General features: G+C 68.7%; 31 protein-coding genes and 1 pseudogene. 9 read left to right on the top strand and 23 right to left on the bottom strand.

Annotated features, from left to right (window positions below; all coding sequences use genetic code 11):
• Positions 1–37 precede the first annotated feature (37 nt).
• Positions 38–1,138 carry an ionic transporter y4hA gene (locus tag AB0D14_RS02125; RefSeq protein WP_362773365.1) on the top strand — a complete coding sequence of 367 codons (1,101 nt, stop codon included), beginning with the start codon at positions 38–40 and terminating at the stop codon, positions 1,136–1,138.
• Between the two features lie 45 nt (positions 1,139–1,183).
• Here the strand turns inward: AB0D14_RS02125 and AB0D14_RS02120 are convergent, their stop codons facing one another.
• Positions 1,184–2,455: an MFS transporter gene (locus AB0D14_RS02120; RefSeq protein WP_362773362.1), complete on the bottom strand. Its 1,272-nt coding sequence runs from the start codon at positions 2,453–2,455 to the stop codon at positions 1,184–1,186.
• Positions 2,456–2,712: 257 nt separating this feature from the next.
• Here AB0D14_RS02120 and aroQ point away from each other — a divergent pair, with 257 nt between their 5' ends.
• The gene (aroQ, locus tag AB0D14_RS02115) at positions 2,713–3,186 is read left to right on the top strand and encodes a type II 3-dehydroquinate dehydratase (protein ID WP_362773358.1); all 474 of its coding nucleotides are present in this window, start codon (positions 2,713–2,715) and stop codon (positions 3,184–3,186) included.
• Positions 3,187–3,595: 409 nt separating this feature from the next.
• Here aroQ and AB0D14_RS02110 read toward each other — a convergent pair.
• Positions 3,596–3,781 (bottom strand): annotated as a pseudogene (locus AB0D14_RS02110) (MBL fold metallo-hydrolase); the annotation flags it as partial.
• Between the two features lie 32 nt (positions 3,782–3,813).
• On the opposite strand from AB0D14_RS02110, the gene AB0D14_RS02105 reads away from it, so the two are divergent.
• The 3 genes from AB0D14_RS02105 (at position 3,814) to AB0D14_RS02095 (ending at position 6,452) form a co-directional block, all read left to right on the top strand.
• The gene (locus tag AB0D14_RS02105; RefSeq protein WP_362773355.1) at positions 3,814–5,331 is read left to right on the top strand and encodes a recombinase family protein; all 1,518 of its coding nucleotides are present in this window, start codon (positions 3,814–3,816) and stop codon (positions 5,329–5,331) included.
• Positions 5,332–5,469: 138 nt separating this feature from the next.
• The gene (locus AB0D14_RS02100) at positions 5,470–5,931 is read left to right on the top strand and encodes a hypothetical protein (protein ID WP_362773352.1); all 462 of its coding nucleotides are present in this window, start codon (positions 5,470–5,472) and stop codon (positions 5,929–5,931) included.
• 59 nt (positions 5,932–5,990) lie between these two features.
• Positions 5,991–6,452, top strand: coding sequence for a hypothetical protein (locus AB0D14_RS02095; RefSeq protein WP_362773350.1), 462 nt, complete (start codon positions 5,991–5,993; stop codon positions 6,450–6,452).
• 63 nt (positions 6,453–6,515) lie between these two features.
• Here the strand turns inward: AB0D14_RS02095 and AB0D14_RS02090 are convergent, their stop codons facing one another.
• The 17 genes from AB0D14_RS02090 to AB0D14_RS02010 form a co-directional block, all read right to left on the bottom strand.
• Positions 6,516–6,776, bottom strand: coding sequence for a hypothetical protein (locus tag AB0D14_RS02090; RefSeq protein WP_362773347.1), 261 nt, complete (start codon positions 6,774–6,776; stop codon positions 6,516–6,518).
• A complete protein-coding gene (locus AB0D14_RS02085; RefSeq protein ID WP_362773345.1) occupies positions 6,773–7,090 on the bottom strand; it encodes a hypothetical protein in 318 nt (105 codons plus the stop codon). Before AB0D14_RS02085 ends, AB0D14_RS02090 begins: the two co-directional genes overlap by 4 nt.
• Positions 7,090–7,794, bottom strand: a complete 705-nt coding sequence (locus AB0D14_RS02080; RefSeq protein ID WP_362773342.1) for a hypothetical protein — start codon at positions 7,792–7,794, stop codon at positions 7,090–7,092. The genes AB0D14_RS02085 and AB0D14_RS02080 overlap by 1 nt, the downstream gene beginning before the upstream one ends.
• A complete protein-coding gene (locus AB0D14_RS02075) occupies positions 7,791–7,934 on the bottom strand; it encodes a helix-turn-helix domain-containing protein (protein ID WP_362773340.1) in 144 nt (47 codons plus the stop codon). Before AB0D14_RS02075 ends, AB0D14_RS02080 begins: the two co-directional genes overlap by 4 nt.
• Before the next feature lie 262 nt (positions 7,935–8,196).
• Positions 8,197–8,478: a hypothetical protein gene (locus AB0D14_RS02070; protein ID WP_362773337.1), complete on the bottom strand. Its 282-nt coding sequence runs from the start codon at positions 8,476–8,478 to the stop codon at positions 8,197–8,199.
• The gene (locus tag AB0D14_RS02065; RefSeq protein WP_362773334.1) at positions 8,465–8,941 is read right to left on the bottom strand and encodes a helix-turn-helix domain-containing protein; all 477 of its coding nucleotides are present in this window, start codon (positions 8,939–8,941) and stop codon (positions 8,465–8,467) included. The genes AB0D14_RS02070 and AB0D14_RS02065 overlap by 14 nt, the downstream gene beginning before the upstream one ends.
• Before the next feature lie 42 nt (positions 8,942–8,983).
• Positions 8,984–9,298 (bottom strand): hypothetical protein, encoded by a 315-nt coding sequence (locus AB0D14_RS02060; RefSeq protein ID WP_362773331.1) that lies wholly within the window; start codon positions 9,296–9,298, stop codon positions 8,984–8,986.
• 84 nt (positions 9,299–9,382) lie between these two features.
• Positions 9,383–9,724 carry a hypothetical protein gene (locus AB0D14_RS02055; RefSeq protein ID WP_362773328.1) on the bottom strand — a complete coding sequence of 114 codons (342 nt, stop codon included), beginning with the start codon at positions 9,722–9,724 and terminating at the stop codon, positions 9,383–9,385.
• Between the two features lie 36 nt (positions 9,725–9,760).
• Entirely contained in the window at positions 9,761–10,411 is a 651-nt protein-coding gene (locus tag AB0D14_RS02050; RefSeq protein ID WP_362773326.1) for a hypothetical protein, read from the bottom strand.
• A gap of 84 nt (positions 10,412–10,495) precedes the next feature.
• Positions 10,496–11,176, bottom strand: coding sequence for a hypothetical protein (locus AB0D14_RS02045; protein WP_362773324.1), 681 nt, complete (start codon positions 11,174–11,176; stop codon positions 10,496–10,498).
• Between the two features lie 11 nt (positions 11,177–11,187).
• Positions 11,188–11,697 carry a hypothetical protein gene (locus AB0D14_RS02040; RefSeq protein WP_362773321.1) on the bottom strand — a complete coding sequence of 170 codons (510 nt, stop codon included), beginning with the start codon at positions 11,695–11,697 and terminating at the stop codon, positions 11,188–11,190.
• A 32-nt stretch (positions 11,698–11,729) separates the two neighbouring features.
• The gene (locus AB0D14_RS02035) at positions 11,730–13,079 is read right to left on the bottom strand and encodes a replicative DNA helicase (protein ID WP_362773319.1); all 1,350 of its coding nucleotides are present in this window, start codon (positions 13,077–13,079) and stop codon (positions 11,730–11,732) included.
• The gene (locus tag AB0D14_RS02030) at positions 13,076–13,873 is read right to left on the bottom strand and encodes a hypothetical protein (protein WP_362773317.1); all 798 of its coding nucleotides are present in this window, start codon (positions 13,871–13,873) and stop codon (positions 13,076–13,078) included. The genes AB0D14_RS02035 and AB0D14_RS02030 overlap by 4 nt, the downstream gene beginning before the upstream one ends.
• A gap of 111 nt (positions 13,874–13,984) precedes the next feature.
• Entirely contained in the window at positions 13,985–14,203 is a 219-nt protein-coding gene (locus AB0D14_RS02025; protein ID WP_362773315.1) for a hypothetical protein, read from the bottom strand.
• 95 nt (positions 14,204–14,298) lie between these two features.
• Positions 14,299–14,931: a hypothetical protein gene (locus tag AB0D14_RS02020; RefSeq protein ID WP_362773313.1), complete on the bottom strand. Its 633-nt coding sequence runs from the start codon at positions 14,929–14,931 to the stop codon at positions 14,299–14,301.
• Positions 14,932–15,062: 131 nt separating this feature from the next.
• The gene (locus AB0D14_RS02015; RefSeq protein WP_362773310.1) at positions 15,063–15,254 is read right to left on the bottom strand and encodes a hypothetical protein; all 192 of its coding nucleotides are present in this window, start codon (positions 15,252–15,254) and stop codon (positions 15,063–15,065) included.
• The gene (locus AB0D14_RS02010; protein WP_362773308.1) at positions 15,254–15,520 is read right to left on the bottom strand and encodes a helix-turn-helix domain-containing protein; all 267 of its coding nucleotides are present in this window, start codon (positions 15,518–15,520) and stop codon (positions 15,254–15,256) included. Before AB0D14_RS02010 ends, AB0D14_RS02015 begins: the two co-directional genes overlap by 1 nt.
• Positions 15,521–15,580: 60 nt before the next feature.
• Between AB0D14_RS02010 and AB0D14_RS02005 the strand changes: the two genes are divergently transcribed.
• Positions 15,581–16,264, top strand: a complete 684-nt coding sequence (locus AB0D14_RS02005) for a helix-turn-helix domain-containing protein (protein ID WP_362773306.1) — start codon at positions 15,581–15,583, stop codon at positions 16,262–16,264.
• A gap of 220 nt (positions 16,265–16,484) precedes the next feature.
• Positions 16,485–17,522, top strand: a complete 1,038-nt coding sequence (locus AB0D14_RS02000; protein ID WP_362773304.1) for a tyrosine-type recombinase/integrase — start codon at positions 16,485–16,487, stop codon at positions 17,520–17,522.
• Between the two features lie 61 nt (positions 17,523–17,583).
• On the opposite strand, the gene AB0D14_RS01995 is transcribed toward AB0D14_RS02000, so the two are convergent.
• On the bottom strand, positions 17,584–17,817 hold the full coding sequence (locus AB0D14_RS01995) for a helix-turn-helix transcriptional regulator (protein ID WP_362773302.1): 234 nt from the start codon (positions 17,815–17,817) through the stop codon (positions 17,584–17,586).
• Between the two features lie 191 nt (positions 17,818–18,008).
• On the opposite strand from AB0D14_RS01995, the gene AB0D14_RS01990 reads away from it, so the two are divergent.
• On the top strand, positions 18,009–23,717 hold the full coding sequence (locus tag AB0D14_RS01990; protein WP_362773300.1) for a peptidoglycan DD-metalloendopeptidase family protein: 5,709 nt from the start codon (positions 18,009–18,011) through the stop codon (positions 23,715–23,717).
• 145 nt (positions 23,718–23,862) lie between these two features.
• Here AB0D14_RS01990 and AB0D14_RS01985 read toward each other — a convergent pair whose 3' ends face one another.
• Positions 23,863–24,240 (bottom strand): NUDIX domain-containing protein, encoded by a 378-nt coding sequence (locus tag AB0D14_RS01985; RefSeq protein WP_362773298.1) that lies wholly within the window; start codon positions 24,238–24,240, stop codon positions 23,863–23,865.
• 162 nt (positions 24,241–24,402) lie between these two features.
• Between AB0D14_RS01985 and AB0D14_RS01980 the strand changes: the two genes are divergently transcribed.
• Entirely contained in the window at positions 24,403–25,014 is a 612-nt protein-coding gene (locus AB0D14_RS01980; protein ID WP_362773296.1) for a hypothetical protein, read from the top strand.
• On the opposite strand, the gene AB0D14_RS01975 is transcribed toward AB0D14_RS01980, so the two are convergent.
• Both AB0D14_RS01975 and AB0D14_RS01970 read right to left on the bottom strand, forming a co-directional pair.
• Positions 25,011–26,504 carry a peptide deformylase gene (locus AB0D14_RS01975; RefSeq protein ID WP_362773294.1) on the bottom strand — a complete coding sequence of 498 codons (1,494 nt, stop codon included), beginning with the start codon at positions 26,502–26,504 and terminating at the stop codon, positions 25,011–25,013. The genes AB0D14_RS01980 and AB0D14_RS01975 overlap by 4 nt on opposite strands.
• 140 nt (positions 26,505–26,644) lie before the next feature.
• Positions 26,645–26,872: a hypothetical protein gene (locus tag AB0D14_RS01970; RefSeq protein ID WP_362773291.1), complete on the bottom strand. Its 228-nt coding sequence runs from the start codon at positions 26,870–26,872 to the stop codon at positions 26,645–26,647.
• Positions 26,873–26,939: the final 67 nt, after the last annotated feature.

Below are 26,939 nucleotides of genomic sequence, written 5' to 3'. Positions count from 1 at the left end.
GAGTGCGGGGCCCGCGTGGGGCTGCGACGATCGCTGCATGATCGTTCGGCTTCGGTCACTTCTGACGCGGTGGACGACCGTCGTGCCCGTGATCTCGATCGTCCTGTTGGTCCTCACCTGGGGTCGTGATCTGCCCGGCGCGGTCGTCGCCCTGGTGACGCTGGTACTGGCCTGTGCCGTGCTGGCCGCGGTCCACCACGCCGAGGTGGTCGCACACCGGGTCGGTGAACCCTTCGGGTCACTGGTCCTCGCCGTCGCCGTCACGATCATCGAGGTGGCGCTGATCGTCACTCTCATGGCGGACGGTGGCGACAAAGGCGCCACACTGGCCCGCGACACCGTCTTCGCGGCCGTGATGATCACCTGCAACGGCATTCTCGGCCTGAGCCTGCTCGTCGCCTCACTGCGGCACGGCCTGGCCGTCTTCAACGCGGAGGGCACCGGCGCCGCCCTGGCGACCGTGGCGACACTGGCGACGCTCAGTCTCGTACTGCCGACCTTCACCACCAGCAAGCCGGGGCCGGAGTTCTCCACCGCCCAGCTCACCTTCGCCGCCCTCTCCTCACTTGTCCTGTACGGCATGTTCGTGGCGACGCAGACGGTGCGGCACCGCGACTACTTCCTGCCGGTCACCCGGCAGGGCGCGGTGATCGACGCGGACGACCACGCCGACATCCCCTCCTCCAGGACCGCGATGACCAGCCTGGGACTCCTCGGCCTGGCCCTGGTCGGTGTGGTCGGTCTGGCCAAGGGCGTGTCGCCCACCATCGAGTCCGGAGTGGAGGCGGCCGGCATGCCGCACTCCGTGGTCGGTGTGATCATCGCCCTGCTCGTCCTGCTGCCCGAGACGATCGCCGCACTGCGCTCCGCCCGCCGCGACCGTGTGCAGACCAGCCTGAACCTCGCCCTCGGCTCGGCGATGGCGAGCATCGGCCTGACCATCCCGGCCGTGGCTGTGGCGTCCATCTGGCTCTCCGGCCCGCTCGTCCTCGGCCTGGGTGCCACCCACATGGTGCTGCTCGCACTGACCGTGGTGGTCAGCTCGCTCACGGTGGTCCCTGGCCGGGCCACCCCGCTGCAGGGCGGCGTTCATCTGGTGCTGTTCGCGGCGTATCTGGAACTCGCGATCAATCCGTAGCCGCGTGAACGCTCGCGCAAGCGTTCACGCGCGGTGTGATCCCCCTCAGCCCGTGGCGGGCTCCGCTGCCACCATCCGCACGGGCCGTGTTTCCGGAAGCAGCGCGAAGCACCCGAGGCTGAGCAGCGCGAGGCCCGTCAGATAGGCGGCCACGCCCCAGGGCACTCGCCCGCTCTGGTCGGCGATCGCCGTCGCCACGATCGGGGTGAGCGCGCCCCCGAGCACCCCGCCCAGGTTGTAGCCCACCGCCGCACCCGTGCAGCGCACCCGCGGCTCGTACAGCTCCGGCAGATACGCGCCGATCACGGCGAACATCGTCACGAACGCGATCAGCGCCACCAGGAACCCGAGGAACATCAGCAGCGGTTCGCCCGTCGACAGCAGCGCGATCATCGGGAACATCCACACCGCGGCGCCCGTGCAGCCCGCCAGACACAGGGGCCGCCGCCCGTAACGGTCGCTCAGCACGGCCGCCACCGGAGTGAGCGCACCCTTCACCAGGACAGCCGCCATGATGCAGGCCAGCATGACGGTACGGCTCACCCCGAGCCGCTCGGTCGCGTAGGCGAGGGACCAGGTCGTCACCGCATAGAACAGCGCGTATCCGACCGAGAGCGCCCCGGCCGTCAGCAGTACGAGACGCCAGTGGCCGCGGACCACTTCGGCGAGCGGCACGCGCGCGTGCTCCCGCAGTTCGAGGAACCGCGGGCTCTCGTCGAGGGAGGAGCGCAGCCACAGCCCGGCGGCGGCGAGCACGCCCGCCGCCCAGAACGGCACCCGCCACCCCCACGACGCGAACTGCGCCTCCGTGAGCGTCGCCGACAGTGCGAGCATCACGCCGTTGGCGAGAACGAACCCCAGTGCCGGCCCGACCTGGGGGAAACTCGACCACAGTCCCCGCCGGTCGGCGGGCGCGTGCTCCGCGGTCAGCAGCACGGCCCCGCCCCACTCCCCGCCGAGCCCGAGCCCCTGCAGGAAACGCAGCACGAGGAGCAGCACGGGAGCGGCCGTACCGATCGAGTCGTACGTCGGTACGCAGCCGACCGCGACGGTCGCGGTGCCCGTCAGCAGCAGGGAGGCGACGAGCACGGGCCGCCGTCCGTGCCGGTCCCCGATGTGCCCGAACAGGACCGAACCCAGGGGCCGCGCCACGAACCCGACCCCGAAGGTCGCGAAGGCCGCCAGCGTCCCCGCCACCGGCGAGAACGTGGGGAAGAACAGCGGGCCGAGGACGAGCGCGGCCGCCGTCCCGTAGACGAAGAAGTCGTAGAACTCGATGGCCGTCCCGGCGAGTGCGGCGGCCGCGAGTCGCAGCATCGAAGGGGGCTTTACTGTGCGTGCACGGTGCATGCGCTGTCAACTACCCACGGTCACCATGGGTTACGGGGGCGCATGGAGGCCCAGGCGGCCTCAGCACATCATTGTGATGCGAGCGGGCGCACGGGAGTCGTCATGCCAGGGAGGGCAGGGAGGGCAGGAGGGGGAGGGGCCGTCCGGTGTCCACACACCGTGATAGACCGGGTCCGAGCAGCGGTCCTGAGCGGGCCGACCCATCCGATCGGACCGGAGGAACGGTGCCCCGCACCCTCGCCAACGCCCCCATCATGATTCTCAACGGCCCCAACCTGAACCTCCTGGGCCAGCGGCAGCCGGAGATCTATGGTTCCGACACCCTCGCCGACGTCGAGGCGTTGTGCGCCAAGGCGGCGGCCGCGCACGGCGGAACGGTCGACTTCCGGCAGTCCAACCACGAGGGCGAACTGGTCGACTGGATCCATGAGGCACGCCTCGGGCACTCAGGGATCGTGATCAACCCGGGCGCCTACTCGCACACCTCTGTCGCGATCCTGGACGCGCTCAACACCTGTGACGGACTGCCTGTGTTGGAGGTCCACATCTCCAACATCCACAAGCGCGAGGAGTTCCGCCACCATTCGTACGTCTCCCTCCGCGCCGACGGAGTCATCGCGGGCTGCGGTGTGCAGGGGTACGTGTTCGGGGTGGACCGGGTCGCGGCGCTGGCGGGGGCGGGGCAGACGGAGGCCTGACAGTCACGGGCGGGCGGTGGTCGGCAGTCGTGGTGCCCGGTTCGGCCTGGCACACGAGGCGGCCTCCGACGCGGTGCCCGGGGCGGTGGCCGCCGGACGTCGGCCACCGCTACCGGGCGGAGCCGCCGGCCGAGGGTAGGGATCGAAAGGCCGGCGGCCCGTCCACGCAGGAGCCGTCATCCTGTGCGGGACAGTTACCAGTGGACAGCGTGCCCGCAAGCGCGGGGAGCGCGCGCGGGGCACCGGCGTGAGCGCTCTGTTCACACGGGGCGCGCGATGGCGCGCGTGGTCGCCGGTCCCGCATCCGGCATCGGACGCCCCAGCAACTCCCGGCCGGCCCCGGACCGTTGCGGTCCCGTTGCGGCAATCACCGTCCCGCTCACGGCACGGACAGGTTCACCACCCAGGTTCACCAGCCCCGCGCGCGCCACTCCGGCAGCTGGGGCCGCTCCGTGCCCAGCGTCGTGTCGTCACCGTGCCCCGGGTAGACCCAGGTCTCGTCCGGCAGCGTGGCGAAGATCTTCGTCTCGACATCGTGGATCAGACTGGCGAAGGCCTCCGGATCCTTACGTGTGTTGCCCACACCGCCAGGGAATACGGAAGGCGCTCAGAGGGTAATACTAGGCTATGGCCCTGAACGTCATCCAACTGCGCATCCTCGTCTTCCTGTACGCCCGCATCAGCGAGGATCCCCGAGATCAGAAGCGGGGCGTCAAGCGGCAGATGAAGGATCTGTACGCGTGGGCCGAGGAGCTCGGCGGCGAGATCGCGGGCGAGTGGACCGACAATGACCTGTCCGCCCATACGGGCGAGGAGCGGCCCGGCTACGACCAGCTGATGGCCGCAGCGCTCGCCGCCGCAGCGCAGCCTGGCGTGCGGGTCATCGTCGCCGCCTATCACCCGTCGAGGTTGTGGCGCCGCCGCGTCGAGCGCGCCCAGGCCATCGAAGACCTCCGGCAGGTGAAGGCATTCGTGGCCTTCGAAAGTGGCGGTTATTTCGCCATGGCCAAGGCATCCGACCGGTCGCAGCTCGCGAACCTGGGGGAGTCCGACACTGCCGAGTCCGAGGTGAAGTCCGAGCGCGTCCAGCGTGCCGCCAGGGAACGCGCTGAGGAAGGCCGCGCCAACGGCCCCGTCGCCTACGGCTGGAAGCGCGTGTACGAGCACGACGACGACGGCAAGGTCAGCGGCTTCCACGACGTCGAGCACCCGGAGCAGGCCGGCATCGTCCGGGACATCGTCAAGCGACTCCTCGGCGGCGAGTCGGTCCTGTCGCTCACCACCAGCCTCAACGCTGCCGGGATCCCTGCCCCGGGGGCCGGCCAGAAGCGGAAGCTGCGGGCAGTCGGTCAGGCGGCAGACGGCAGCCGGTGGAGCAAGTCCAGCGTGCGGAAGGTCGCGACGCGGGCCGCCAACGTCGCCATACGCACCCACAACGGCACCGAGTATCCGGCGGCCTGGCCTGCACTCGTCACGGCTGAGCAGCACGCCCGCATCACGGACCTGTTTGCGCAGCGGGCCGGCAGCCGCGACAAGCCGGCGCAGCGGGTGCACCTGCTGTCGTGGGGCGAGGTGTGCATCTGCGGCGAATGCCGGGGTCCGATCTGCGTGTCGTTGCGGGGCAATGCCAAGCGGGGCACCCGCCAGCCGACCTACGTGTGCCAGGAGCGGGGCTGCGTAGGCCGCAACGAGGAGGCCCTCGACCGGCATGTGGAGGCGATCGTCGTAGAGGTGCTGGCCGACCCGCAGGCCGCCGACGTCTTCCGCGGCGACCAGTCTGCGGCCCTGGCCGCGATCGAGCGCGCGGAAGCGCTGCGGCTGCGCCAGGGCGAGGCCGCCGACGACTTCGCAGACGGGATCATCACCCGCGAGCAACTGCGCCGCATCACCCGCAAGCTGGCCGGCCAGATCGATGAGGCGCGGGCCGAGGCCAGGCGCCTGCAGCCGGTCGACCTAACAGCGCTGGACGGGCTCATCGGGCAGCAGGTGTATGAGAAGTGGCCGAAGCTGACGGTGCAGCAGAAGCGGCGGGCGATCGAGGCGCTGAAGGTTCGGGTGCGGATCAACCGGTCCGTCCGCCGGGGGCCCGGCTTCGATGCGGGATCGGTCGACGTCGGATGGCACGGCCGCGACCTCGATGCGTGAGGGGCCGCACACCGCATCCCTTACGCGGTTGGGGGGTAAGGGTTTCGGTAGGGCCGAACCCCTTTACGTTACGGCTACCCGTAGAAGTGTCTCCCGTCCGGCAGTATCGTTACGGCTATGCATAGAGGAGTCTGCCGCGTGTGCGGCGCCACCGATCTCGACGCGGTCTATCTCGTCCAGGGGTCGGTCAAGTACCCGAAGCAGCGCAGCTGGCACCCCGAGCGGATCCACATCTGCCAGGAATGCCACGGCCGCGGCGAAACCCCCGTCGCCCAGTGGTATGTCGATCACGTCAGGTGGACCCGCGTCGTCGGACGCGGCGACCTGATGCCGCCCACCCCGTGCGAGCACTGCGGACTGCACTTCATCCGCAACGCAGACCCGCTCCTGAAACGCATGACCTGCTCGGCGGCCTGTCTGACATCTCTATCGGATAGCCGTAACGCCGCCCGCGGTAACCAAGGCAGCGATCAGCCGTGCGAGACCTGCGGCGAGCAGATCACCACCGGACGGTCCGACTCCCGGTACTGCTCCCCGAAGTGCAGGCAGAAGGCGTACCGGCAACGCACCTCTAACGACAGCCGTAACGGTGCTGAGTAGCCTCCGATTGTCGGACCCTCCCCATACCCTTTCGAGGCAGGACCGACGGAAGGCGCTCAATGCCCGAGATCACCGAACGGAAATGCAGGCGCTGCGGCCAGAGATGCAAGCGCGGCTGGCTCCGAGTGCACGAGCAAGGCCAGATCAAGGCGCCCGGCGCCAACCGACCCACCGAAGTTGAGACGGTCTACTGCTCCGAACGCTGCCTGCGAACCAGCCTCTTCGACGCGGCCGGCAACATGCAGATCATCGTCGACCAGCAGCGAGAGATAGACCGGCTCAAGGGGCAGCTCCGCATGGATCGGCAAGACGAGGACTGGCAGGACGCCCGCACCGGCGAACTGCGGCAGCTCCTCAACAACATCATCGACCAGGCCGAGCCGCTCGCCGACATCGACCCGAACGCACGCGAGACCAGCCCCGAAGACCTTGAGCGCCTTCGCATCGCTGCGAACAACATCCTGCGCCTGGCAGGCCCGCACATCCGCCGCCGCCAGGCCGCGCGCCACCCAGCGACCTAACCCCGGACATGCCGGAAGGGGCCCGCCTGGCGTACAGGCGGGCCCCTTCGTATCCCGTGGGGGCTACTCGCCCGCGACTTCGAGGGCTTCCTCCTGCAGCAACTCCAGCACGGCCGCCTTCGGATCGGCGTGGCCCTGCTCGGCGAGCAGCAGTTCCAACGCGTTCACCCACGAGCCTGCCAAACCGATCAGCAGAGCCGACGCCGACTGCCCGTCCAGACCCTCAAGCAGCGGCGCCACCCGCTCGCCGCCACCCTGCACAGACGCCAGACCAACCGCCAGCAGCAGCCGGCGGAGCTCCAGTGCATCGATCTCCTCGCTCACAGCTCCACACCCCCGGCAGGCTGGCCGACGGGCGCCGCCATGTAGTCCACGAGCCGGCCCGCGTCGAGAGCGGCAACCCTCTCCTCGGTGCTCATCTGCGCCACCTCCTCGGCCGTGTGCTGCTCCGGCCACTGCGGGACATCCGCCGACTCGACGTCCTCACCGAGCATGTAGTTGTCGAAGTGCCCTGCCTCGTAGGCCGCCACCAGATCGGCAGGCGCCAGCGTCCTCGACACATCCTCACCCCACTGCGGGATCGTTTTTCCGTCCGCGTCCACGGGGTCCCGCTGCGCCTGCCTCCTGCCACCGAGCATCAGACCGCCTCCCCGTTCCTAGTCCGGGCGGTGGCGACCATGCGGGCCGCGAACTTCGTCGACGCCCAGCCGACATCGGTCGATGCCCGGTCCTCGCCGGCCACCGCGGCGAGCAGCCGCTCGACCGGATGCAGGCCGTTGGGCCGCGGAAACAGCGGCTTGTAATTGCGCTCACCGCTCGTCGCCATCACGGCGCCCGCCACACGGGCCAGCAGCGCCGTCACCTCGTAGCGGCCCGACTCGAAGTGCTCGCCCGCCACGTCGATCATGCGCCGGGAGTCGCCCGTGTCGACGAGCAGCTGCGTGTCGCCGGCCGCACGCAGGATGCCGGAGTGCTCGGCGATCGTGGCCTCCCGGGTGCGGCACAGTGCCGCCAGGTCGGCGACCGCGGCCAGGGCCTTCGCGTAGGAGTCGGCCAGCACCTCAGCAGACACGGCCGCCAGCGCGTCCGTGGCGTCCTCCTGGGCATCCTTCAGTGTCTGCGTCCGCTTGGCCTGCTCCGCGGCCTCCACGCGGCGCTCGGCGCGCTGCTGCTCCAGCTCGGCGAGACGCTGCAGGCCGTACTCCTCGCCGAGGCCGACGACCACGGCGTTCTCCTCGCCGTCGAGGACCCGCTGCTCCAGTGCCTCGATCAGGCCGTCGGCCTCTTCCTTCCGCTTCCGCGCGTCCTCAAGCTGCTCCTGCGCCGCCGCAAGATCCGTCATGCTGCCTCCGTCTCGTCCGTGGCGATCAGCCATGTACGGCCAACCCGGCGAGCCGGCACCCGACCAGACCTCGCCAACCTGCGCGCGTACTCCGGTGAGCAGCCCATCCGTTCGGCCAGCTCACTTGCGCCGATCTCCACACTGGACGCACCCGCAACGGAAGTTCCGGGGACGGAACCGGCGGGGGTCGGGACTGGCTCCGATCCTTTCTCATCCTCGGCCTGGGCGGCGTAATGCAGTGTCCACAGAAGGTCACGCACGCCTGTGGACAACTTCCCGCCGTCCGCCCGCACACGGGCCCCCAGGTCGCGCAGCAGAATGCGAAGCACCTCGCCCGCCAGGCATGGAGGGACGACGACACTGCCGTCCTCCCGGACCAGTCCGCGCGCACCCGCAGGCAGATCAGCCCTCGGCACGAGACTGCCTCTCCAACAGCAGCGACCGCAGATGCACGCCCAACGCGGCCCGCTCTCCCGGCTCCCGGCTCTTGCCACGCGGCATCATCCCCAGCAACGCCATGCTCGCCAGGCCATGCACCACATCCCCGAGAGTATCCACCGACAGATCCTCCAACAGCGGCTCAATGTCCGCGGCCCGCCCGTCCAACGCCACCAGCAGGACCGCGAACGTGCGCGCCTGGATCGCCGCAGCAGCCGGATCGAAGCCCTCGTCAGGCGTTGCCATCGCCGCCGCCCTCCCCGTCCGCCGGCTCATCCGCAACCGCCGCACCGATCGCCAACGCCAACCTGCCGAGCATCGACTTCGCGGCGTCCGTGTCCGCGTCGCCGTGCCGGTCGACCGTCGCCAGCCGCACATGCGAAGCCGCCAGGTAGTGCACGGCCTTCGCCGCATCCGACAGGGCGCGGGCATCCTCCGCCGTGTGCAGCCAGCCGCGCGCCACCTCCACATCCCCCAGCAGCCCCGTCGCCGCACTCAGCCGGGCCGCCTTCAGGTCGATCACTCGTGCCTGCGTTGCCGCCGCAGTCCGCGACCGGTCGAACAGGCCCTCCTCGCCCTGACAGATCCGGGACACCGACGCCGTCGACACCCCCGTCAGCCGGGCGATCTCGTTACGGGCCATACCCTCGCGGGCCAGGCGCAGCACCTCGCCGCGGACCTCGTCCGGGATCGGATCATTTGCCCCCATGGGGAGCCTCCTTGCGTTCCGAGATTGCCGACAGCGCGAAGATCACGACCGCGCCTCGCGCGCGTAAGGGGTGTACCGAGACCGCTGCTCAGGAGGCTGCTGGCTGCCTGCTTCAGCTGTGACCGTTACGGTCACGATTGCGTTCGCGCCGGGAGCTGCGTGGCCTTCTGGGCTACGCAGGTTCCGGAGCTTCTGTGCATGCCGTTTGGCGAGGCCGGCTCTCCGCGCGGCGAGGCGTTGGGCGCGCTGCTGCCGGTCGCGTTCGCGGCGCTGCCGGGCCTGCTCTATCTGGGCTGTCACGCGGTCCTCAACTGCTGCGAGGGCCGCTTCGATGAGCTGCTGGCCGCTGTCGGCCATGGCCGTCTCCGTGCTCCTGGGCGGGGGCTGAGACGATTAGGGACTAGGCGGGGCCTGCTACGGACGGGCCCCGCCGTCGTGCTGTCAGGCGTTCTTGTCTGGCTGCTTCGTCTTCCTGTGGGCGATCTCCGCCGTAACCTCGTCTTCGGTGGGCCGGGGTTCGCCGGGCCCGAGGATGAACCAGAATCCGCTGTCGGTGGCTTCGATGGGCTCGACGCCCCAGTCCTCGACGCGGGCGGCGGCGATGTCACGGGCTCCCGTGCTGCGGCCGTCCTCACTGGTGGAACTGTCGAACTCGAATTCTTCGCGGATGATCCAGCCAGGCATGGGGGCGATGTCGAGACGGCCTTGAGTGAGCCAGGCGATCCGCCAGCCCTCCGGCGCGGGGCGGAAGTCGACGGTTCGGAACCGGTAGTCGAGGGCCATGAGGTGGGGTCTCCTTAGTGGTGCATGGGCTGGTGGTTACGCACCGCTCTGGCCGTGCTCGAAGCGAGCTGAGCGGGCTGCGGCGTAGGCGGCGATGATCTCGGGCTCGTTGCCGCGGTAGCACTTGTCGCCGTTGCAGCAAGGCGCTTCGGCATAGTGCTTGTGGTGGCAGCCGCAGCGAGTGCGGGCGGACCGGGCGTCGAAGGTGATGTCGTAGAAGCCGCACCAGCGGCAGCGGGTCCACGCGTAGTGGTGATCGCCGTAGGTGAGGATGTCGAAGTTGTTCTCGTCGTAGGGGTGGCCGGTCTCTTCGAAGGTTCGGGTGTCGGGGATGCTGCCGGCGGCGATGAATACCCGCTGCTCGGTGAGCAGCATGAAGCGGCACAGACGTTCCCATTCACGGCCCTTCGGCGTTACACCTTTTACCTCGAACCAGGCTTCCTGCTTGGGCAGGTAGAAGTCCGGAAGGTAGTTGCCGAGGTGTCCGCGGTCGTCTTCTTCGGGCTCTCGGAGCCACTCGTCTTTCATCTTCTTGAGGAGGCCGGCGGGCAGCGGTATGAGTTCGAAGCCTTGGGGTTCGTACTGCCATGGGATGCCGAGGGTGTCGAAGAAGACGGCCCAGCGGGCTTCGAGGCGGGAGCGGAAGCGATGGTCTGCGTAGCGGGTCTCGATTGACGGGATCTCCATGTCTCTCCTGGGCGGTTGATGTTGGTCTGTGGTGTGAAGGTACGTCCGGCGAGGTTCGCCCGTCCGGGAGTTGGATCAGGCGGGTCAGCGGATGGCTCGGCCGTCGCGTTGATGCTGGACGACGTCGACGTAGGCCTGCACGAGACTTTTGAAGCTGTCGCGCTGCTGCTCCCCGTCGAGCAGGGCCCACGCCTTCAACCCGATGATGATGGGGAACTCGGCGGGGTTCTGCTGCTCGACCTGGACGACGGCCCGGTACATGGGCGACAGACCAGCGTCGACCTCCATGATTTCCTCGAACGTCCACGGCTCAGGTGTGCCGGCCACTTCTGCCCACGGCGAGAGGATCGCCAACCGCCAGGCTGCGTCGCCTTCTTCGCTGACATCGTGAAGGACCTCGATGCCGTCCGGCTTGAGGACGTACACCCAGTCCGCCGTGCCCGCGTCGGTGTCGGCCTGCGTGCACAGCAGGGGGGCGTCGTGGCGGTCACCGTGGCAGAAACAGACGAAGTGGCTATAGCCGATGCCGCTACGGCTGTTGTCCCAGCCCGTGTCGACGGCGGGGGTGTGGCCGAGCTGGGACCAGCCGGCGGGGTGGTCGTCGATCAGGAAGTGCTGCAGGGCTTCGAGGTCGCCGCGGAAGGGTCCGGCGTACAGCTCCCGGAGGAGCGGCAGTCGGGTGTGCGGGTGCCCGTCGTTGTGGACGTACCGGCCGGCGAATCCGTCGCCATCGGGGCGGGCGATCACTGAGGGGTGGTTGGGCATCTCGGAGTCTCCTAGATCGAGGTGAAGGTGCTGCGGCGGGCCGTCTGGGGGCCGGCCGTGGGCGCGTGCAGGAGGTAGAGCAAGGTTCGGATCTCGTCGTGGCGCTGGGCGAGTTGGTCCCGGTTGGCGGTGCCGCGAACCCGGCGGAGGTCGTCCCGGGCTGCCGTGATCGCGCCCTTGACGTTGAGCATGTCCCGGGTGACGGCCGGCTCGTATTCCATCGCGTATGCGAGCAGGGCCTGGCGGTCGCGGACGACAACGACTTCCGCAGCTCGCTCCAGCCAGCCGTGGCTTTCGAGTTCCTTGAGGGCCTGGCCGAACGCCATCGACGTCTTGTTCTTGACGATGCCGGTCCTGTCGCCGAGGTGCCAGCGCTCGATGGCTACCGGGCCGCGCCGCTTCCGCACACCCTTCGGCAGCATCGCCCGGATCGTGCCGCGCCGCACGGTTTCCAGGCCGAGGGTGGCGAGCGCGAAGGCGGTGAGCCGGCGAGGGCTGGGGGGCTTTTCGGTGTCGTCCATGTCGGTCTCCATCCGTTCGACGGTGCGGCCCATCAGCTGCCCATATGGCTGAGGCGGGCGAAACGACCCTGGAAGGCGAGCGGCACGGCGACTTCGTTCTGGCCCTGCCGGTTCTTGGCGACGATGACGTCGACCTCGCCGGTGCGGACCTTCGCTTCGGACATGCCGGAGGCCGGAATGACCGGCTCGCGGTGCAGCAGCATGACGATGTCGGCGTCGTTCTCGAACGATCCGGACTCGCGCAGATCACCCATGGTCGGCTTCTTGTCGGTGCGCTGCTCGGGCCCGCGGTTGAGCTGCGTCAGTGCGAGGACGGGCACCTTGAACTCGCCCGCCATGATCTTTAGTTCGCGGGACAGGGTGCCCAGCTGCTCCCAACGCTGTTTACCCCAGGCCGGATCACACTGGACCTGCTGGATGTAGTCGATGACGACCAGGCCGACGGGCCGGTTGAACGTGGACTCCATCCAGCGCAGCCGTGCCCGCAGCCGGCCGAGGGTGAGACGGGACGTGTCGTCGATGATCAGCGGGGCTTGGCCGATCACCTGCGCATGGTTGGCGAGCCTCGCCCAGTCCCCGTCGGTGAGCGACTTGGTCTCCATGACGGTCAGCGAGACCTTCGCCTGGTCGGCGGCGATGCGGGACTCGACCATCTCGCCGGACATCTCCATCGAGAAGATGACGGTGGGGATGTTGTGGTGCAGGGCGGCGTGCGCGGCGAGGTTGGAGCCGTACAGGGACTTGCCGCCTCCGGGGCGGGCGCCGACGATGACCAGCTGGCCGGCGCGGATGCGCACAACCTTGTCGAGTTCGGGCCAGGGCGTGGGCAGGATTGGGTCGCTGTCGGGGTTCTCAAGGTGTTCGACCAGCTTCAGGAAGTGGTCGGAGGCGTGCAGGGTCATCTCTTCGGTGGACCCGACGGCGAGGTTCTGCAGGGTGCCCATGGCGGAGTCGAGGATCTCCGCGGGGGTCTGGCTGGCATCCCGGGACTGGGCTTTGAGCTCGTCGGCGGCGACGCCGAGTCCGGCCCGGGTGGCGCAGTCGCGGACGATCTCGGCGTAGTACTGAGCGTTCGCGGAGGTGGGGACGGCCTGTACGAGGGCGTGCAGGTGGGCGGGGCCGCCGATACGCACGAGGTTGCCGGTGGTGCGCATGTGTGCGGTGAGGCTGATGGGGTCGACGCGGGCGCCGGTCGCGTACAGGCTGAGGATGTCGCTGAACACGGTGGCGTGGGTGCCGCTGTAGAAGTCTTCGGGGCCGCGGAGGATCTGTTCGACTTCGTCGATGGCCCGCGACGACAGCAGCATGCCGCCGAGGACCGCCTTTTCAGCCTGCATGTCGTGCGGTGGCGGCTGATCGGTTTCGTCTTGCTCGTCGGTCATGCGGCTACTCCTGGGTTGCACTCGGGGCAGCGACGGACGCCGCCCTCGGGGTTATCGATCCAGCCCTCGGCGCCGGGGCACTTGGTGCAGGGGTCGGTGGTCTCGCCGTTGCGCTCCGGCGCGGCCTGGTTGGCGCGCCACTTGGCGGCGATGTCGGGGAAGTCGCCTTCCTTGGCGACTGCTCGCCACCAGGCGGGCCCGCGGGGCGCATAGGTCTGGTTGATCCAGTTGATGAAGGTCTCTCTCTCCTCGTCAGTTACGACGGCAGCAGCAGTCACGAGGCGCTCGGCCACAGAGAGAGGAGAGGTAGTAAAGGGAGTAGGAGGAGTAGGGAGGTCCGATTCGGACCGCCTTTGGTGCCTAAAAGAACCGCCTTTGGGGTCCATAGCCGGTTCTTTTTGGACCTCCTGTACCTCTGCGCCTGAGGGAGTGGAGGTCCGATTCGGACCGCCTGTCAAAGGCGGTTCGTTTTGAACCTCCATTGCCTGCGGGCACTGGCAGCCAGGGCGGCCAGGGCAGCCGGCGGGGTCCATGTGCAGGAACCTGAACTTGGCGACCTTGCCCTTGAAGCCGCCCCCGGCATGCTCGATGACTTTCATGTCCTGCAGCCGGGCCAGCACCTTGCGCATGTCGCGCTCGTTGCGGATCAACGCCTGCCGCATGAGGTCGGGGTCGACGACGCTCTTGTAGGTCAGTCGCGTCTGCTCGTTGGCGTCATCGGCCAACACGAGTGCGGTCAGCTTCTCCCGGTGAGTCAGCCCGCCCGGGGCGTACAGCTTGACGTCGCGGTACACCTGGAACCCCATCAGCCGGTCACCGCCCCACGGCGGTTGGGCGCTTCGGTGGTGCGGATTCCCACGGTTGGTCTTCTCTCGGACAGGGCGGGTGCGGCCGGGGTCGGATGGTCATGACGTGCTGTCGCTTGCCTCGAATCCCTCCGCGATCTCCTCCGAGATGTGCAGGACGAGGACGTTGAGGCGGCGCGCCGCCGAGCGGACGGTGTTGGGCGACGGCTGCTCGCCGAGGACGGCGCGCACAATGCTGATCAACGTCTCCTTGCGATGCCGCTCGGCTGCCAGTTGAGCTAGGACGGCTTCGCGGTGATCGATCTGCGTGCTGGGCATCGGGGCTCCTTCGCGACGGGAGCGAGGCGGGGCGGGGGCTTCATCTGCCGTCTCGCGAGGGAGCGCCGGGCCCCGGGTGAGGCCCGGCGGGGGTGCTACAGGGCGTCCGCGACGCGCTGCATCTCGACGTAGGCGGCGAGCAGTTCGGGCAGGTGTCGGGCCTGCTGCTCGGCGTCGAGTTGCGCCCAGGCGCGAAGGCCGATGAGCGAGGGAGCTACGTCGGGGTTGAGCTGTTCGGCTTCGCGGACTGCGGCCCGAAGGTCGTCGTCGTTGTAGCCGCCGATGACCTCGGCGAACCGGGAGGCTTCGCCGCCTGCCGTGTTCTCCCGCACTCGCCGGCCGTGGACGCTGTCGCCGTATCCCTCGTCGGGGATGGTGAAGGCCCGTCCGGCGATGCGAAGGAGGTTGCGGGTGATCGCCTTGGTTTCCGGGTTGGTGAACTTGGAGGGCGAACGTTCGAGCTGGTGGGCGAGGGCGAGCCAGGCTTCGTCTGCTGCTGTGCTGCGGAGGTAGGCGGCGCCACAGTTGGCGTGCCACCAGGCGTGGAAGATGCGGGTGATCTTCTCGCCCTTGGCGGGGATCTTGTCGCAGCCGGGGCAGAGGGTTCCCCAGTCGGCGGTCTGGACGGCTCGGCCGCCGGTGTCCTCGCGCCATCCACCGGGGATGGCCCCTTTGGACTCGGAGAGGGCGAGGCGGACGACGGTTGCGACGTCGGGCTTGTGCGTCATACTGAGTGGGTCCTTTCGTTGAAGCCCTGGGCGCTCTGGCCGAGCGATGTAGCCCGGGGCTTCTGCGTGTCTGGACATGTGGCCCCTGTCGGGTCCGGCGCGGGAACGCCGACCCTGGCGGGGGCTGCTTGCTATGCGGCGTCGGCCGGCTGGTCGAGGACCGGCGCGAAGATGTCCCGGAGCTGGACTTTCTCGGTGTCGGTGAGCGGCCCGCGGCCTGCGGCGCAGCGCTTCACGAATGCTTCGACGGACTCGTCGGGCAGCATCCGGAACCAGAGCGTGCCGTCTTCGACCCACTGGCCGGGGGTTTCCTCGGCGGCCATCAGGCGGCCAGTTCTTGACCGGAGTCTTCGTCGCCGCGCAGCCAGTCGAGAACGTCGCCTCGCCTGTAGCGAACCCGTCCCGCCCGCCCCGGGGAGAGCTTGCGGTACTTCGGCCCGGTGCCGCGCCAGCGCTTGTCCTTGAGTGTTGAGAGCGTGAGCTTCGTGAGGCGACTCACCTCAATAGGAGTCAGGAGCTCCTCACGATCGTCCGCAGTTGCTGCGGATTGTGACATTGAAGCCTCCAAGATTCGCAGCGATCGCTGCATGTCTGGGAGTGTACGAGAGTGGCGATAGCGCCGCAAGGTCTGTCATGAGATGCTGCGCAAATGGCAGCGATCGCAGACCAAGAGGGGGGCGGGTCCGAAGGTTGGGGCCCGGTCAGCCGTTACGTAAAGAGCAACCTCAAGAGGGTCCGCGAGGCGCGAGGGCTATCGACCACGGCCCTAGCGGCAGCCCTGGAGGCGACGGGTCAGCCGATTCCCGCTACGGGCATCACGCGCATTGAGAAGGGGCGTCGGCGCGTCGACGCGGACGACCTCGCAGCGCTGGCCCTTGTTCTCAATGTCTCGCCCTTGACGCTGCTCCTGCCTCCCGAGTGGGGTGAAGGGGCTGTGCAGCTCACGGACCGGAAGCGTGTCCAGTCCCGGACGGCGTGGCTGTGGGGGCAGGGGGTTGCGCCAGCCGAGGATATGCCTGCTGCGGTCGCGGATGAGGATGGTGGGAGCGCGCAGCAGCGCGGCCGGGACTACTACAAGCTCGACGAAGACTTCCGAGCCCTGGCTCTGCCAGACGATCAGCGGCGTGCGGCCGATCACCCTGCCAACCGTGAAGCCGAGGGCCTGGCGCAGATGGTCGGGCGCCTGGTGCAGACGACCGAGACGCGCGGTGATGACCCTGCTGCCGTGAAGCGGTCATTGCGCGCGGCCCGGCTGCGGCTGCGCAAGCTTGAGGCAGAGCTTGAGCAGATCGAGATCACGGCCGAGGAACTCGGCGAACTGGTAGGGGAGTAGTCCCGTCAACGTCGAAGGGCCCCACCGGTCGCTGCACCGGTGGGGCCCTTCGCTGTGTGCAAGCAGCCAGCAGGCATGAACAGTTGATGACTCGACGGTACGCGGCGGCACTGACAACGCCTTTGACGGCCGTAGTCGATCTATCTCCTAGGGAATAGGTATGACTCCAGATAATCTTTATTCTCTGGAGTTAGAATGGTCGTGATCCGAGGGGGAGTTCATGACCGACATCGAGCGCCGCGAACAGCCGAGCGCACCAGCCGTCCGCCAGCTGTCACCCGAAGCGCAAGCCGCACTCGCCGCCGGCCGCGCCGACTCGACACGGAAGGCGTACCGCGAAGACCGCGAAGCGTTCATCCGCTGGTGCGCCGAGCGCAGCGAGCAGCCGGTACCCGCGACACAGACCTTGCTGATCGAGTACGTCACCCACCTGACGCGCACGCCGCGCCCCCGCACCGGACGCCCGTCCGCGCCCAGTTCTCTTGAGCGGATGCTGTCGGCGATCAGCACCATGCACGCCGAGTTGGATGCGCCGCGACCGGAGACGAAAGGCGCCCGCACGGTCATCGCCGGCTACAGGCACCAGCTCGCCATCGACAAGAAGCCCGGCGGGAAGCAGCGCCAGGCGAAGGCCGCCCTGCCGCCCGCCTTGCGGAAGATGATCGACACCCTCGACCGGGACACGCTCATCGGCAAGCGCGACGCGGCGATGCTGCTGCTCGGCTACTCGGCGGCAACTCGGTCCTCGGAGCTGGTCGGCGTCGACATCGGCGAGCCCGTCGAGTGCGACGAGGGCTATCTGGTGTCGATCTACCGGGTGAAGATGAAGAAGTTCACGGAGTCGGCGGTGCCCTACGGCAAGAGCCCGGCGACCTGCCCCGTGCGTGCGCTGCGGTCCCTGCTCGCCGCCATGCGGGAGGCGGGCCGTACCGAGGGGCCGCTGTTCGTGCGCATCGACCGGCACGGCCGAATCGCCCCGCCGATGATGCGTCGCGGCAAGCCGATCGGTGACCCCTCCGGCCGACTCACCCCTGATGCCGCCTCCGACGTCATAGAGCGTCTGGCGGACGCGGCCGGCTTCGAGGGGCGCTGGCGGGGCCACTCTCTGCGGCGAGGCTTCGCTACCGCGGCGCAGCGCGGCGGGGCCCCGATGGTCCGCGTGGCGCGGCAGGGCGGATGGGCGGACAACTCGACGTCCCTCGCCCGCTACTTCGACGAGGGCGACCCGTGGGAGGACAACCCAGTCATGGGCCTGTAGCGACAGGCTTCCTGACAGGAAGTAAGTCAGAAAGGGTCCGCACTTAGAGCGGACCCTTTCGTCATGCCGTGGCGCGGGCGGGATGTGACCGCCCCGCGTCGTCGACCGCACAGCCGAACAGGGTGTGGCACTCGGCGAGCGTCAACTGCAGGACGTTGGCGAGGGCTTCGGCGACCGCCATGGACGGCACCCGCTGCCCCGCTTCGAGCAGCCACGCGTAGCTCTGGCCGATCCCTGCCCGGCGGGCGGCCTCGCTCTGGCTGAGCCCTGCCCGCTCCCTCGCTGTCCGCAGCATGGGGCCGAGCGCCTCGGGGGGTGTGCGCCGAACCCGTATGGGCGCCTGCGATTCCATCCCACACCGCCTCTCTCGGCTTTGAATCGTAGGCTAATTCATGCCCTAGGGCATAGAATCACCTGTCAGGTGCCCGTGTCTCCTTCGAGGCGGACAGGACGCGGGCGCCGCCTACCAGGGCGGGAGCACAGGACATGGCCGAGGCGACAGTCGTCGGACGCACGCGGGTATCGCTGGTCCCGGACACGTCCGTGTTCGGCGCCCTGATGAAGGTCGAGCTGCCCAAGGCGATGCGGGAACCGGGGCGCCTGGCCGGTGACGTCCTCGGCAGGGAGATCGCCAGTGCGGCCCGCAAGCGGCTCGCCGGCTTCAAGCCGGTCGTGAAGGTCGGCCTCGACCTCGACACCGCGGCGGCCACCGCCAAGCTCGACAAGCTGACAGCCCCTCGCACCGTCAAGATCAGTCTCGACCTGGATGCGGGCACCGCGAAGCAGAAGCTCGATCAGCTCGCCGCGGACCGCACGGTGAAGATCACGGCGCAGCTCGACGACAAGGCGGCCACCGCGGCTGTCGTCAAGCTCACCGCTGACCGCACCCTCAAGGTGACCGTCGACCTCGATGAGGCCGGGGCCAAGCAGCGCCTGCAAGGGATCCTCGGGCAGCGGACCGTCGACATCCTGCCCAAAGTCCAGCAGGCCGCCTACAACACGGCGAAGGCGAAGCTCGACCGGCTGACTGCCGACCGCGTCGTCAACATCCGCGCCTCCGTCGACACTCGGGTCGCCGCGAACGAGATCCAGAACCTGATCCGTAACCGGCGGGTCCGTATCGGCGCCGACGTCGACACCCGCGTCGCGGCGAACGATCTCGCGAACCTGGTGCGCCGCCGCATGGTCACCGTGCAAGCCCGCGCCGACACGACCGCGGCGAACGCCGCGCTGAACTTCCTGACCCGCGACCGCAACGTCAACGTCCGCGTCCGCACCACCGGCCTGGCCGCGCTCACCGCGAGCCTCGGCGCGCTCGGCGGCGGGGGAGGCGGAGGGCGCGGCCTGTCGTCCCTCACGAGCCGCATCCTGGCAATCGGCGCCGCAGCCCTCACCGCCCTGCCCTCCATCGCCTCTCTCGGATCTGCGATAGCCCAGATGGGTCCGCTGGCGGCGACGGCTGCACCCGCACTCGGACTCCTCCTCGGAGGCTTCGCCGCCCTGAAGGTCGGCATGACCGGCGTCGGCGACGCCGTCAAGGCAGCCTTCAAGCCCGTCGCCGGCGAGGCGAAAACAGCCGCGACGTCGACGAAGCAGGTCGAGAACGCGCAACGCTCCCTGGCCAACGCGCAGCGCGGCGTCACCGACGCCGAACGCAGCCTCAGTGCGGCGCAGCGCGACGCCCGCCGCATCCAGGACGAACTGTCTGTCGCACGCCGTCAGGCAGCCCGCGACCTGGCCGACATGAACGCACAGGTCAGGCAAGGCGCCCTCGACCAGAAGCAGGCCGCGCTCGATGTCGAACAGGCCGAACTCGACCTCGCCACCGTCCGATCCGACCCGGCTGCCACCCAGCTGCAGATCCGCCAGGCTGACCTCGCCCTAGAGCGGGCGCGCGCGGCAGCCGCAGAGCAGGGCCGCCAGCAGAAGCGGCTCACCGCCGACACGAAAGCCGCCAACCAGGCTGGCATCGAAGGCTCCGACGCGGTCGTGCAGGCCAAGGACCGGATCCGGCAGGCTGGCGAGCAGGTGGCCGAGCAGGAGCGGTCCGTCGCGGACGCGCACCGTGCGGTCTCCGACGCCGCCCGGCAAGTCGCCGAAGCCCACCAGACGGTGGCCGTACAGACCACCAAAGTCGACGACGCCCTGTCGAAGCTCAGCCCGAACGCCCGCCACTTCGTCGGCATCCTCCAGGACATGGCACCCGCCTGGCGGGCCATGCGCCTCGACGTACAGGACCGGCTCTTTGCCGGGCTCGGCACCCGCCTGCAGCAGGTCGGCGGCCAGATCCTGCCCACCGTCCGCAGCGGGCTGGTCGGCACTGCAGGCGAACTCAACCTGATGGGCAAGAGCGCCCTCGACGCCGTATCCAACCTGCAGAAGACCGGCCAGCTCGGACAGGTCTTCGACGGCATCCGCTCCAGCCTCGGCAACCTCAACAAGGTCCCCGGCCAGCTCGTCACCGGCTTCGCCCAGCTCAGCATCGCCGCACAGCCCGCCTTCGACCGCATCACCAAGGGCGCCGGATCCGCCATGGACCGGGTCATGGCGAAACTGTCCAAGGGCCTGGAGAACGGCAAGCTCGAAGAAGCCATCTCGACAGCCCTCGACGTGGCGGTTCAGTTCGGCGGGGTCCTCGCCGACATCGGCGGGATCTTCGCCGGGATCTTCAAAGCCGCGGGCGCGGCGGGCGGCGACTTCTTCGGGGTTATCGGCGCGGCCATCAAGGAAATCCGCCGCGTCATCGAGATGCCCGAGATGCAGAAGGCACTGACGGCGATCTTCACGGCGCTCAACGCGGTGGCCAAGCTCCTCGCAGGGGCCCTGGGTGCAGCCCTGCAGGCCCTGCTGCCACTCCTCGCCGCCATCGCCCCCGTGATCGTGCAGCTAGCCGGCCAGCTGGGGCCGGTCGTCGCAAAGATCTTCGAGACGCTCGGTGTCGCCCTGATGCCGATCATCGAAGCGCTGCTGCCGGTCCTCGCCAACGTGATCGGCGTGGTCGCGGATGTGGCCGTCCTGCTGCTGCCGCTCCTCGCGCCGATCGGTGAACTGATCGCGGCCGTCGTGACCGCGCTCGCCCCGATGGCGGAGTCTCTCGGCAAGACACTGGTGCCGGTCATCGGCGTCCTGGTGACCGCACTCGTGCCGATCGTGCAGGCGCTGGTGCCCGCCTTCGGAATGTTCGGGCAGTTGCTGGCGCAGATCGTGCCGCTGTTCCCGCAACTGCTGCTGGTGCTGCTGCCGTTGATCCCTTCGCTGACGCAGCTCGCCCTCTCGCTGATCACCCTGGCATTGCAGGTCATCACCCCGCTCATGCCGCTGATCGTCGGCCTGGCGCAGCTGTTCACCGGCACCCTCGCCGTGGCGATCGGCTTCCTCGTGCCGATCATGGAAGGTGTGATCAAGGGAATCACACGCTTCGTCGACTACCTGAGCGCCGGCGTGAAGGCGATCTACAACGGCTTCATGTGGGTGTGGAACAAGCTCCTCGGCCACAGCATCATCCCGGACATCGTCAACGGCACCGTCGAATGGTTCAAGCGGCTGGGCCGCTGGCTGCGCGACATCGTCCGAGGCATCCGCGACAGTGTCGTCGGCTTCTTCCGCGGCTTGAAGGATGGCGCCACTGCGATCTGGCAGTCCTTCTGGAACCGGGTTCGCTCCATCGCCTCCGGCGCCACGAAGGCCGTCCGCGAAGGCGTGTCCGCGTTCGGAGACCGGTTGAAGGACATGTTCACCTCGATCCGGGACGGGATTGGGCGGGTCTGGAAGGGCCTTCAGAAGCTCGTTTCGGCACCCATCAAATTCTGGGTGAATACGGTATATAACGATGGAATTCGCCCCGTCTGGAATCGCACGGCGGCCAAGCTGCCGGGCATCGACAACCTCGACAAGATGACCCTCCCGAAGGGCTTCGCCCGGGGTGGGGTTCTGCCGGGCTGGTCGACGTTCCGTCAGGGCGACGACCAGCTCGTGCCGATGCGCCGCGGTGAGGGCGTGTACGTATCGGAGGCCATGCGGGATCCGTATGAGCGGGCACGCCTCCACGCCGTCAACGAGGCCGCCATGGCGGGCCGCAGCCTCTCCGGGTTCCGCGGGTTCGCCGGGGGCGGCATCCTCGGCGACATCGGGTCGGGCATCAAGAACGGTGTCGGCAAGGCGCTGGGCAAGGGTGCGGATGTTGTCCGCGGCGGGCTGGCCGATCTGGCGCAGGCGGCGTTCAAGCCCGTCAAGTCCGGGATCAGGAAGACGCTCGGCGGCAGCAAGAGCACGTACAACGGGATGATCGCCGCTGCGCCGATCCTCGCCATCAACAAGGCCATCGACTGGATTCGCGGGAAGGACGTCGTCGAGTCGTCCGGCCAGTGGATGAAGCCGGTGAATGCGGCCTACGGGACGCCGTTCGGCAAGCGCGGGTCGATGTGGAGCTCTGGCCGCCACACGGGGCTGGACTTCCCGGCGAGGACCGGCACGAAGGTGGTGGCGGTCGACAACGGCACGGTGAAGTCCGCGGTCTCCGGCGGGCCCTACGGCAAGCATGTGACGATCAGCCACGGTGGCGGCCTGTCGTCGCTGTACGCGCACATGTCCGCCATGGTGGCCAGGGCGGGCGAGGGCATCACCAAGGGCGCCAGGGTCGGCTCGGTGGGCGCCACCGGCAATGTGACGGGCCCGCACCTCCACTTGGAGGCCCGGAAGAACGGCACTCCGGTCGACCCGAAGCCGTACCTGACGAGCAGCGGTGACGGCGGCTCCGGGGTCAAGCGGTGGACCGGCGTCGTCCAGCAGACGCTCGGCCAGCTCAACCAGTCGATGAGCCTCGTGTCGACGACGCTGCGCCGCATGAACCAGGAGTCGGGCGGCAACCCGACGGCCGTCAACCGGTGGGACTCGAACTGGAAGGCCGGCCATCCGTCGGTCGGCCTCATGCAGGTCATCAAGGGGACGTTCGCCGCGTATGCGGGGAAGTACAGGAACACCGGCCCGAAGATGTACGGGGTCTCGGTCGATCCGACGGCGAACCTGTACGCGTCGATGCGGTACGCGCTGAAGACCTACGGCAGCCTGGGGCGCGCCTACAACCGGCCTGGCGGCTATGCGATGGGCGGCATCTTCGGCGGGCTGCGCATCAACCGGGGCCGGTCGGGCGGGTATGCGTCGGGCGGCATCATCAAGGTCGGTGGCAAGCGCATCGACACGGGGCCGGTCGCCGCCTCGGTGGGCAGCAGCTTCCTCAAGGCCCTGACCGGGACCGCCGCAGCCATCAATGCGGCGATGACGAAGGTCGCCGCCGCGGTGAAGAACGCTTTCAAGGGCGTCAAGACGACCCTCGACAACAAGCTGCTCGCGGCAATCAGCAAGCAGAACAAGGCGCTACAGGCTCTGTCGAAGCAGCGCGACGCCATCGCGGCGAAGATCACCGCAGCGAAGGCGTTCGCCACGGAGGCCACCGGCCAGGCAGTCCAGTTCACGTCTCTGACCGGGCTACCCAACGGCGGCAACACCTTCGACGTCACCGGCATTCAGTCCGGCCTCAACGTGCGCCTCGGGCAGCTCAAGGCGTTCGGGAAGAACCTGCAGATCCTCAACCAGCGCGGCCTGTCCAAGACGCTCCTCCAGCAGATCATCACGGCAGGGCCGGACAACGGCGCCGCCTACGCGCAGGCCCTCGTCGACGCGACACCCGCACAGCTCAAGGACATCAACCTCACCCAGACCGCCATCACCAAGGCCACCAGCCAGTTCGGCCTCGATGCCGCGGATGCGATGTACGACGCCGGCGCCAACTCCGGCAAGGGCTACCTCACCGGTCTCGCCTCGACGCAGAAGCTCATCGAAGCCCAGATGGCGAAGATCGCGAAGGCGATCCAGAAGACCATCAAGGTTGAACTCAAAATCAAGTCTCCGTCGCAGATCCTGCGAGCCCTCGGCCGGTTCACCGGTCTCGGCTACGCGAAGGGGGTGGAGGAGACCGTGCCGCGGGCGAAGGCTGCCGCAGGGCGCATGGCCGGCGCGGTGCGTGCGTCCGCGGTGGCGAGTGCGGCCCGCATCCGGAACGCCAGCACCGTCAACAACGGCGGCGACAGGCACCTGCACTACAACGCGTCGGTCAAGGAAGAGGCGAGCCGCGCCAGCGTCCTCAAGGCCCTCGCCATCGACGACATGCTGAACCGCACCGTGATGGCCGGCGTCTGACAGACGCGGGCAGGCCCTGGTCCGGAGGTGCCAGGGGCCGCGCCCGATAGCCCTTCGCCTGGAGGCGCGGGCATGAAGCGGCCCCCGAGGTGTGAGGATCCCTGGGGGCCGCTTCTTTTCGTTTCGCTTTTCGTTTCAGGGCTTGCTAGGTCAGGGCCCTGTCGAGGTGTGCCTGCACGGCCGGGAACACTCCGCGCGGCACGAGGCGGCGTAGCGCTTCCCGGTCCGCCCATGTCACCTCGGCGACCTCACGGGTGCTGGCTGCCCGAGCCTCGCCTGAGACGAGCCGGCAGGCCACGTACAGCACCTGCCGGCCGGTGTCGGGGTGCGTCCGCTCGCCGAGGATTTCCGCCGGCTCGACGACCACCCCGGTCTCTTCGAGTGCCTCCCGTGCCGCGGCCTGCTCCGGTTGCTCCCCGGGCTCGACCTTGCCGCCCGGGAACGCCCACGACAGGGAGCCCTCAGCGACCGCACGGCGGGCCAGCAGCACCCGACCGGCCTCCACCACCACCGCGAGCGCCACAGAGACTCCTGGGTCGTTCACGGCTTGCCGGCCCCGCGGTACTCGCCGATCGCTGGCCGTGATGCGCCCACCGAAGATCCGCATCGCGTGCTCTCCCGGGTGGAAGCGCGGGCTGACCGGGAGGACCATGGAAGGGTCTCGGGGAGTTCGACGAGGTGTGCCATGGAGAACAGCCTTTCAATCACAGCTCTGGTGATCTCTGTCATTGCGCTGCTCGCGTCCCTCGCCCACGGTGGGCTCGAAGGACGGCGCCAGCACATCAGAGAGATCGAACAGTTCTACCTCACCCGGTACTGGGAGCTGCAGGATCAGGCTCCGGTGGAGGCATTGCGAGGAACGGGGCCGGCGAAGCCAGCGAGTCAGCTGCAGATTGACACGCATCCCGTCCAGATTGTCGACGACCAACAAGGCGGCGAAATCAACGTCAGCCGGCTTGCGCTGCTCTACCTGCGCATGTGCGACGACGAGGTGCACACCCGGCACCGCGGCATGATCTCCGATGCGACGTGGCAGGAATGGCTCGCAGCCATGCAGACCCAGGTGACCCGCTGGCCCGTCGCTGATGAATGGGAAGCCGTCAAGGCCCGCAGCTCCGAAGAAGGTTTTGCTGATCTCCACCGAGCCCTGCGGAAGCACGGGCCCGCCTACGAACAGACGGACCCGTGCAAGTGGAGAGGCTGCGTGCGTTACTGGCGAGGTCTGAGGCGCAACCCCTCGCGCGCTCCACTCCGTCCGCCCCCCGCGCACAGCGCTGGGCAATGGCCGGATGACTAGCGGCCGTACTGCCAGCTGTGGCCCGTACCGCGGTATTCGGCGACGGGGATGGGCTCGATGCCCTCCCGCATGCGCGAGCGGTACAGCTTGCCGTGCAGGTGGTCGACCTCATGCGCGGCGAGGCGGGCCAGGCCGTGCTCGAAGATGGTGATCCGCTCGGTGCCGTCGATGTCCTGATGCTCGACGCTGATGGCGAGCGGGCGGGGGACCTTGCCGCGGACATCGAAGAAACTCAGGCAGCCCTCGTACTGCTCGTCGCTGTCCGGGGACTCCTCGACGATCCGCGGATTGAACAGGGTGATCGATTCGCCGTCGGGGGTGCGGACGATCGCGGCGGCCCGGTCGATGCCGACCTGCGGGGCCGCCATGCCCATGCCCTTGCCGAACACGTGGACGGTTGCCGCGCGCTCGCAGGCGGAGACCAGCTCGGCGACGACCCGGCGGGCGTCCTCCGCTTCAGCGGGCAGGTCGAAGAGGCGGGCCGTCTTCGTCAGGATCGGATCGCCGTCCTGGACGATGCCGGCTTCGCGCATCCGGTCGCTGGCGCTCAACACGGTCTCCATGGCGTGCGGGGTCTCCTCGGTGTGGGTGCGGGCGCGGAACTTCCACTCCAGGCGGTAGCGGGCATGCAGGGGCGGATCGTCCGTCGTCCACGAGTAGACCCGACGGCCGTCCTCGTCGGAACGGCGTATTGCGGTACGGAAGGGGAGCGCTTCGGCGGTCATCGTCGTCTCTGTGCCCCACACGACCGGGTCGAGGCCGGCCGGAAAGTCGAGGCGGACGCTCATGCGCTGCGTGGGCAGGCGTACAGCGCGCTGGAACCACGAACCCCACTTGTCGTCTCCGACGGTGTAGCTGTACTCCAGCCATGCGGACTCGCCGGGGTACAGCGGGTACTGGCCGTTCTCGTTCTCAAGCAGGAGCCAGAGCTCTTTGAACGCGTCGCGGTCGTGCTTGACGCGCCAGGTGAGCGGCTCGCTGCCGATGGACGCGCTGAGGTTGATCTCTTCCCATGTGAGCGGGTTGTGGCGGTAGTGCTGGTTCGACCGTTCCGGGTTGCCCGGGTAGCGGTCGACGGAGATCCGGATCAGGTACCGGGTGACGGGGTCCGGGCTGTCGTTGTAGAGGCGGCGCCGCTGCGTGGCCCGGTAGACGTGCCCGTCGTAGTGCAGCGTCGTGTCCTCGTGTTCGACGAGCAGGTTGGCCGAGTGCGTGTCCCCGGAGGTGTTCTCCGGGGCGGACGTGTGCGCGGCGGGAGTGCGGGGCTCCAGGCTGCTGTATGCCCGCGAGAGGGCGCCTCCCGCCCGCAGTTCCCGGTCTGCGGCCGTCGCGAACTCGGCTGACGGCCGCTGTGTCCCGCCTTCCACCTTCGAGATGTACGACGGGGTGTAGCCCACCCGTTTCGCCAGGGCGGTCTGGGAGAGGCCGCGGACGTCCCTCCAGCGCTTCAACTCGGCGATGAACGCGTCGTCCTGCAGCTGGGTGGACATCGGAGCCTCTTCCTCCTGTGCGTATGAGTGATCTATGAGTGAGCGGCATTCAGCCTGTCGTCACATGCAACGCCCGCGCTTCCCTCGGAGTGATCGCACTCAACCCAAGCGAGGGGCGGCACTCGATGGAGGCCCGGAATTCAGTCGCCGGACGCCGCGGACCAGGCGCCAGCGGGCGGACGATCCGGCAGCTTGGCGCCTGGCCGGCGCATGTACCAGCGCATGAATTCTCGCAGCACCTTCGCGCGGGGGCTGCGCCCCTGGGGATGGATGGCACGGGTTGCCGCCTCGAAAGGGATCCATTCACCGTCGGGGATTCTGACGTGCCGCGGCGCGTCGTACTCAGCCTCTTCTGCCTCGGGGGTCATGTCCGCGAGGATATCCACTTGTGGTCACAAGCAGCAAGGCCAGGGCGCGCTATTTGTGTGTACAAGA

Source organism: Streptomyces sp. NPDC048484 (genome assembly GCF_040651415.1).
Classification (GTDB): domain Bacteria; phylum Actinomycetota; class Actinomycetes; order Streptomycetales; family Streptomycetaceae; genus Streptomyces.
Note: the sequence above shows the minus strand (reverse complement) of the source record. Positions and strands in the feature narration are given on the sequence as shown.